The following is a 6670-nucleotide window of genomic DNA, read 5'->3' as shown; positions in this document are numbered from 1 at the left end:
CTTTCGCTCCTTGATTCCCACTTTTGGAAGACATGCATTCGCTTCAGGCGGAAATCCATTCGACATGGGCGGCGATGCGCAGGGGATCGTCGCGCACCCAACCGTGCGGGCGCGCAGCCTCGATCATCCGGGCGAATTCGCGGTCCCAGTCCGCGTCGCGCGGACCGGCCAGCCGCAGGAGATGCCCTGCTGAAACCCAGGCCTGCCGTTTCGATTCGAAGGCGACCATTTCGCCGAAGCCGCGCCGGGCCGTTTGGAGGTCGCCGTGGGGCGCGTCGATCTCCACCTTGAAGCGCCGGAAATCGTCGGGGTCGACGACCGAGACCGAGCCGTTGGATGCGAGGTGGACGATCATCGTCCGGGGCCTCAGCCGCGTTCGAGCTCGGCGAGCAGATCGGCGTAGACCTTCTCGTCGATCTCGACCGTACCGCGTTCGCGCGCCCGCTGCCGCATTGCCGCGCTGCCCTGTCCGGGAATCCTGATCGGCGGGTAGCCTTCCCGCTGCCGCGAGTTCAGGATCCCCGTCGTCAGTTCGCTCACCCTGGCCTTGAATTCGGCGACGGGCATTAGCTTTTCTGGGTCGATCACCAGGAAGAAGAAGCCGGAATCCGCCACCTCGTCGACAATCACCTTGCCTCCCGCCAGAATCGCGAAGATCTGCGCCACCAGCGCCAAGCCGTAGCCCCGGTGCCCGCACGAGGGAAGGATCGCGCCGGCAAGCGCGCTGGCAGGGTCGAGCGTCGGCTTGCCGTGCGCATCCACGGCCCAGTTCTTCTCCAGCGAGGCCTCCGTCTGGCGGCGCAGCAGCACCTCACCCCATGTCACCGACCCGGTGCCGAAATCCACGATCACCGGCTCGCCATCGGAAGGGAAGGCGAAGGCCAGCGGATTGGTGCCGAAGATGGGATCGATCCCGCCATGCGGCGCAACACGCGCGGTCGCATTGACGGTATGGAAGGCGATCAGGCCGTTTTGCGCGGCGCGCTCGACATAATAGGCCAGCCGCCCAGAATACCAGGTGTTGCGCACGCCGACCATGCCGACGCCGCTGTTTCGCGCCAGTTCGATCGCCTTGTCGATGCCGATGATGGAAGTGACATAGCCGTTGGTGTCGCCGCCGTCGTAGAGAGCGGACACCGCATCCTCCCTGACCAGCGCGACCGGCCCAGACGGCCCCTTCTCGCGCAGGCTTTCGCAAAGCGCCAGCACGCGCGGCAGGCCCGCGAACGCACGTCCCGCCATCATCGCATCTACCAGATGATCGGTGACGATCGTTGCGTGCCCGGCGGAGAGGCCCGCCTTCAGGAGCACGTCGTTGCCGAGCTGGTGCGCCTCCTCGATCCGTATTTCCATGACCCCCTCTTTCATTTTTTCGTGCCGGTCACGCCCGCCATCAACCGGTCGAGCGCCTCGCGGTGCTCGGGAGTGGAATGCGCGAGCGCCTGAAGCGCCGCTGATAGCTGAAGCACGCTGCCAAGGGAATTGTGCTCCGCCTCCCGCATCAGCAGCTTCGTCATGCGAACCGCGAACGGCGGATTGGCGGCGATGCGGCCGGCGAGATCGAACGCCGTCGGCAGCAGTATCTCGTCATCCACGACCCGCGAGACGAGACCGCAGGATAGCGCCTCGGCGGCGTCCATGGTGTCGCCGGTCAACGCCATCTCAAACGCCTTCGAACGGCCGGCCACGCGCGGCAGGAACCATGCGCCGCCATCTCCCGCCACGATCCCGAGCTTGACGAAGCTTTCGGCAAAGCGCGCGCTGCGGGCGGCGATGCGGATGTCGCACATGCAGGCCAGATCGCAGCCCGCCCCGACCGCCGGGCCGTTCACGGCCGCGATCAGCGGCAGGGGGAACGCCTGGATCGCCTCCGGGATGCGTTGGATGCCGTTGCGGTAATAGGCGACCAGCCGGGAAGGCTCGCTGGCTCCGACATCAGCGCTGCGGCTGAGCCGGGCAAGGTCGCCCCCGGCGGAGAAAGCGCTTCCCGCGCCGGTGAGGATCGCCACCCGGACGCTGTCCATCGAACCGATCTCCCGAAGAGCCGATACCAGCGCATCGCACATCTCGTCTCCCGAAAGCGCATTGCGGCTTTCCGGGCGGTCGAGCGTTATCAGCGCCGTGCCGTCCCGTATCTCGCTGCGAACAAGTCCGGACATCATTCACTCCACACACCGCCCTCACAGGGACGGGAAAAACGGGGCTGTCTCTTTTCGCGGAACGCGCTGCGCCCCTCCACCGCATCGGTGGCGCGGATGCCTGCGAGCGTGGCGCCGAGGGCGAGGCCGGGGCGCGCGCCGGGGGGCGCATCCGCCGCGGCGCGAAACAGCGCCTTCGTGCGGGCGATCGCCGAGGGGCTGGCCTGCAGCATCGCCTCGACGGCGCCGGCGGCAAGCGCCTCCAGTTTCGCCGTAGGCACGGCCCTGCTGACGAGGCCGATGCGCTCGGCCTCGCTTCCATCGACTGGCGCGCCCGTCAGGACGAGATTCATCGCCATTTTCAGGGGAACGCGGCCGAGAAGGGAAAGGCCGCTGAAGGTGGAGGGGATGCCCACCTTCACCTCGGGAAAGCCGAACCGGGCATCGCACGCGGCCAGGGCGATGTCCGACCAACCGACGAGCGCCGCGCCGAGCCCGAGCGCATATCCCCTGACGACGCATAGCACAGGTTTAGGGGCATCTCGAAAGGCCTGTGCGATGTCGCGCAGGCGGGAGAAGTCGCGGCGTAGCTGCTCATCCGATACGCCGTCGATGTCGAGACCCGACAGATCGCGGCCGGCGCAGAAGTGCTCGCCCTCCCCCTCCAGGAGTATCATGCGGCATCGGCCCTCGGCGGACAGACGCACGAGCTCGGCAAGCAGGCGATCCAGCATGCCGTCATCGAGCGCGTTGCGCCGCGCCGCATTGGAAAGGCGAAGAACCGCGCAGCCGTCGGCCTTCAGCTCGGTGCGCACGGCGCCCATCAGAACACGCCCCGGGCGCGCAATTCTCCGATCCGCCTGTCGTCCATGCCCAGCCGCTCCCTGAGAACGGCATCGGTATGCGCACTCAGCTTCGGCGCGGCGAGCACATCGGCCATCGGGCCGTTCGAGACCTTGAACGGCATGCCGAGCACCTTCGTCGCCCGGCCGTCCTCCTTCCTCGCCTCGATCACCATTTCGTTCGCGATGACCTGGGGATGCGTCAGGAACTGGTTGAGGGTGTTGACCGGCGAAACGGCGATGCCGTTGGCCTCGAAGTGGTCAATCCAGTGCTGCACGGGATGCGCGCGGAAGCGTTCCTCCAGCAAGGGAACGAGAACCGCCCGGTTGGCCAGCCGCATGTCGTTGGTGACGAAACGCTCGTCCAGAGCATATTCGTCGCATCCGAGCGCCGTACAGAAGCGCCGCCACGCAACGTCGTTGGTGGCGCCGGCTAGGATGAACTGGTCGCTGCACATGAACGCTTGATAGGGCACGAGATGCCACACGCCGGAACCTTCGCGACGCGGCAGCACGCCCGTTTGCAGCCATGCAACCGCATTGTAGCCGAGCAGCGAAACGGCGGTCTCCAGCAGGGAAACCCGAACCGAGGCGCCGCCCGCGCCCTTCGACCGGGCGATGAGCGCGGTAAGAATGCCGCTATAGGCGTTCAGGCCAGTCGTCATGTCGATGAACGAGGTGCCGGCCCGCACGGGCCCGTCATCCTCGTGGCCGGTGATGGACATGACGCCGGAAAACGCCTGCATCATCAGATCATAGCCCGGCCTGTCGAACAGTTCGCCCCGTTCTCCATAGCCGGAAATCGAACAATGGATGATGTCCGGATTGACGGCGCGGAGCGTGGCCGCGTCGACCCCCAGCTTCGCGGCCGTGGATGGCAGGAAGCTCTGGACGACGACATCGGCCTGCCTGACGAGTGGATGCAATATCTCGCTCGCCGCCTCGTGCTTGAGGTTGAGCGTCAGGCTGCGCTTGCCGCGATTGACGCTGGCGAAGTTGCAGCTGATGCCGTCCTCGTCGCGTTCGCCCCACAGGCGATTCTCATCGCCCGAGGGACTTTCGATCTTGATGACGTCGGCGCCCATGTCGGCAAGAAGCTGCGCGCAATACGGCCCGGCGAGCACGCGGCTCAGATCCACCACCTGCAAGTTTTTCAACGGAGGCATTTCGCCTTCACACCCCTGATCCGACGTCATGCCGCAGACTGAACTTCCCGACCGAGTTCCTTCATGATTCCGGGCACCACCTCCGTCATCCAAAGCTCCATCGATTCGAGAGACTTGCGATTATCCATGTCGCCAACCTGGGTCTGGATCATGATGTGGACCGGCTTCATCGCGCGGATCATGCGCACCATGTTGGCCACGCAGGTCTCGACGTCGCCGACAGGCAGGTTCGCGGCGATGCGGTCGAGGCCCAGTTCTTCATCGTAAGGCTGCTCGCCGATGAGATAGTCGTCCTCGACCTTTTCGCGCCGGTTCTTCAGGCTCACCGCGAGACGCTGCTGGTAACGCGCGCAATCGAGATAGTGCTCGGCGTCCTTGCGCCACTTCGTGACGAAAGCCAGACGCGCCACCGCGACCTTGACGTTGCGCGGATCCTTCCCTTCCGCGCCGGCTGCCTCTTCCAGCTTCTCCCTCGCCTTGACCATGCGCGACAGCCCGCCCAGAACGCCGGAAATGAACAGCGTGTGGTCGTTGCGCGCCACCATGCGCAGGTGATCGGGATTGCCGCCGGCATACCAGATCGGCAGCGGCTTCTGGATCGGCTTGACGGCGACCGACGAGCGAGGCTGGCTGAAATGCCGGCCCTCATATTCGAACGCCTGCCGTGTCGTCCCCAGCTCGATCAGATCGAGGATTTCGCCGGTCATTTCCTGAGACGCGGCCAGATCGACGCCGAAGCGGTCGAACTCATAACCCTGATAGCCGGTGCCGATGCCGAGTTCGAGGCGGCCGTTGCTGAGGGTGTCGACCATGCCGATTTCCGCCAGCAGCCGGGCAGGCGTGTAAAGCGGAGCGACGATGACCGCCGTGCCCAGCCTTATGGTCTTCGTGCGGCCGGCCATGTGGGCCGCCATCATCAGGGGCGAAGGGCAAAGGCTGTAGTTCGAAAAGTGATGTTCCGCGTACCAGGCCTTGGCGAATCCGAGCTGCTCGGCAACGATCGTCTGCTCCACGGCCTCGTCGTAGATCAGCTTCGCCGACCGCGAACCGTCACGCTGCTGCATAATGTTGAAAATACCAAAATCCATTCGTACCGCTCCAATAGTCGGCGGCTATCCGGCGCCGCCTGATCGTGCATGCCGCCGAAGCCGCAATGTCGCGTGGAGATTATGGTCGCCGATGGTGGCGATAAACCACGGGCGGCGGTTAGGATTATTGCGTGGCACGCAAATACGAAGCGCTGCGGCACGATAGGGCCGGCCCCTTTCCGGCGACGGCGGTGCAACGCCATGACGCAGCCGCCCGACCCTTCAAATTTTTCGAGTTTCCGGGAAGGTGTTCGCCATCCCCGCCGATTGTGAAAACCGCGTCCGGCTCTCATTTTCAGGGTCACAGCAGATGGGAGCCGGCAGATGGTGACGAAACATGAGTTCAAGGCTGGCATGCAGAGGTTGGCATCAGGCGTTTGCGTGATCGCCGCCGCGGACAGGGACAGCCCGCACGGCAAGGCCGGCTGGCGGGGCTTTACCGCGACGGCGGTGATGTCGGTTTCCGACAGCCCACCCACGCTGGGCGTGGGCATCAACAAATCGACCAGAGCGCATGACGTCATCATGCGCGCAGGCCGCTTCTCCGTGAACATCCTGCAATGCGAGCAGGACGACATCGCAGACACCTTCGCCGGGCGGACCGGCGCGGATGGCGGGGAGCGCTTTGAAACCGGCGACTGGCGCGTCTCCGGTGAGGGCTGTCCGCTGCTTGCCGGAACGCTCGCCACCTTCGAGTGCTCGCTTCTCGACAGGATCGACGCCGGAACCCACACTGTTGCGATCGGCCGCATCGAACGCGTCCGCCTGCCGGATACGGAAGTTTCCGCGCCGCCGACGCCGCTCGTCTACTGGTATCGCGAGTATGGCGGCGTGTGCCCGATCCCGCAGGGATGAGCGCGCCGGGGTGTCGCCGCGGCGCTCAATCCTCCTCGACGAAGACTTCCTGGCGCTTGCGGCGCACGGCAGGCGGCAGCACGATGGGCTTTGTTGAAACGGCTATGACGTCGCACTTGAAGAGAGGCCGGAGGCACACGAATTCGTGCGTCAGCACATTGCTGTCGGCCGTTGGGCCCAGCTTGGCGACATGGTTGGCCCAGCGTTGTTTCTCGCCTGCGATGCTGCGAGATACGTTACCGGCCAGATGCTGGTGGCTGACGGTGGCTTCACGACTGGATTCAAGACGCAATAGTTCTGCAGAATTCTACCAGGCCCTCTCCGGGCAAATCGAGGTTCTTGACATCCTGACCACACCCGCCGGCAGCAATTCCAGCAACTGAGTTTGTGTGAGGCGACAAGTGGCGCTTGGAAATGAAGGAGAACGGCTGTGGTCACAGACAACTCGGTTAGGGCCGAGGAAAGTCGACGTCGAGAAAATGCATGTGTCAAAGACAGGTGTCACTATCGAGATCACCGGCATGCATAAATGGTTCGGTGCCTTTCATGCACTAAAGGACATCAATCTCAAAGTCATGCGC

General features: G+C 64.6%; 8 protein-coding genes and 1 pseudogene. 2 read left to right on the top strand and 7 right to left on the bottom strand.

Annotation, left to right across the window (positions count from 1 at the left end):
- Positions 1–43: 43 nt before the first annotated feature.
- From EN943_RS33420 to EN943_RS33395, 6 genes are read right to left on the bottom strand one after another with little or no spacing between them, the layout of a single operon-like run.
- On the bottom strand, positions 44–355 hold the full coding sequence (locus EN943_RS33420) for a hypothetical protein (protein WP_127416195.1): 312 nt from the start codon (positions 353–355) through the stop codon (positions 44–46).
- An 11-nt stretch (positions 356–366) separates the two neighbouring features.
- Complete coding sequence (locus tag EN943_RS33415; RefSeq protein ID WP_164778515.1) at positions 367–1353, bottom strand: Ldh family oxidoreductase; 987 nt, start codon at positions 1351–1353, stop codon at positions 367–369.
- An 11-nt stretch (positions 1354–1364) separates the two neighbouring features.
- Entirely contained in the window at positions 1365–2159 is a 795-nt protein-coding gene (locus tag EN943_RS33410; protein WP_127416193.1) for an enoyl-CoA hydratase-related protein, read from the bottom strand.
- A complete protein-coding gene (locus EN943_RS33405; protein ID WP_127416192.1) occupies positions 2159–2962 on the bottom strand; it encodes an enoyl-CoA hydratase/isomerase family protein in 804 nt (267 codons plus the stop codon). Before EN943_RS33405 ends, EN943_RS33410 begins: the two co-directional genes overlap by 1 nt.
- Positions 2962–4137, bottom strand: a complete 1176-nt coding sequence (locus tag EN943_RS33400) for a CoA transferase (RefSeq protein ID WP_164778514.1) — start codon at positions 4135–4137, stop codon at positions 2962–2964. The genes EN943_RS33405 and EN943_RS33400 overlap by 1 nt, the downstream gene beginning before the upstream one ends.
- A 35-nt stretch (positions 4138–4172) precedes the next feature.
- Positions 4173–5234, bottom strand: coding sequence for an LLM class flavin-dependent oxidoreductase (locus EN943_RS33395; RefSeq protein WP_127416190.1), 1062 nt, complete (start codon positions 5232–5234; stop codon positions 4173–4175).
- A 324-nt stretch (positions 5235–5558) separates the two neighbouring features.
- Between EN943_RS33395 and EN943_RS33390 the strand changes: the two genes are divergently transcribed.
- Complete coding sequence (locus EN943_RS33390) at positions 5559–6089, top strand: flavin reductase family protein (protein ID WP_127416189.1); 531 nt, start codon at positions 5559–5561, stop codon at positions 6087–6089.
- Positions 6090–6114: 25 nt separating this feature from the next.
- Here EN943_RS33390 and EN943_RS38605 read toward each other — a convergent pair whose 3' ends face one another.
- Complete coding sequence (locus EN943_RS38605) at positions 6115–6381, bottom strand: hypothetical protein (RefSeq protein WP_245476072.1); 267 nt, start codon at positions 6379–6381, stop codon at positions 6115–6117.
- Between the two features lie 187 nt (positions 6382–6568).
- On the opposite strand from EN943_RS38605, the pseudogene EN943_RS33380 reads away from it, so the two are divergent.
- Positions 6569–6670, top strand: a pseudogene (locus EN943_RS33380) (amino acid ABC transporter ATP-binding protein); the annotation flags it as partial.

It is taken from the genome of Mesorhizobium sp. M7A.F.Ca.US.006.01.1.1, assembly GCF_003997935.1.
Taxonomy (GTDB): Bacteria; Pseudomonadota; Alphaproteobacteria; order Rhizobiales; family Rhizobiaceae; genus Mesorhizobium.
Note: the sequence above shows the minus strand (reverse complement) of the source record. Positions and strands in the feature narration are given on the sequence as shown.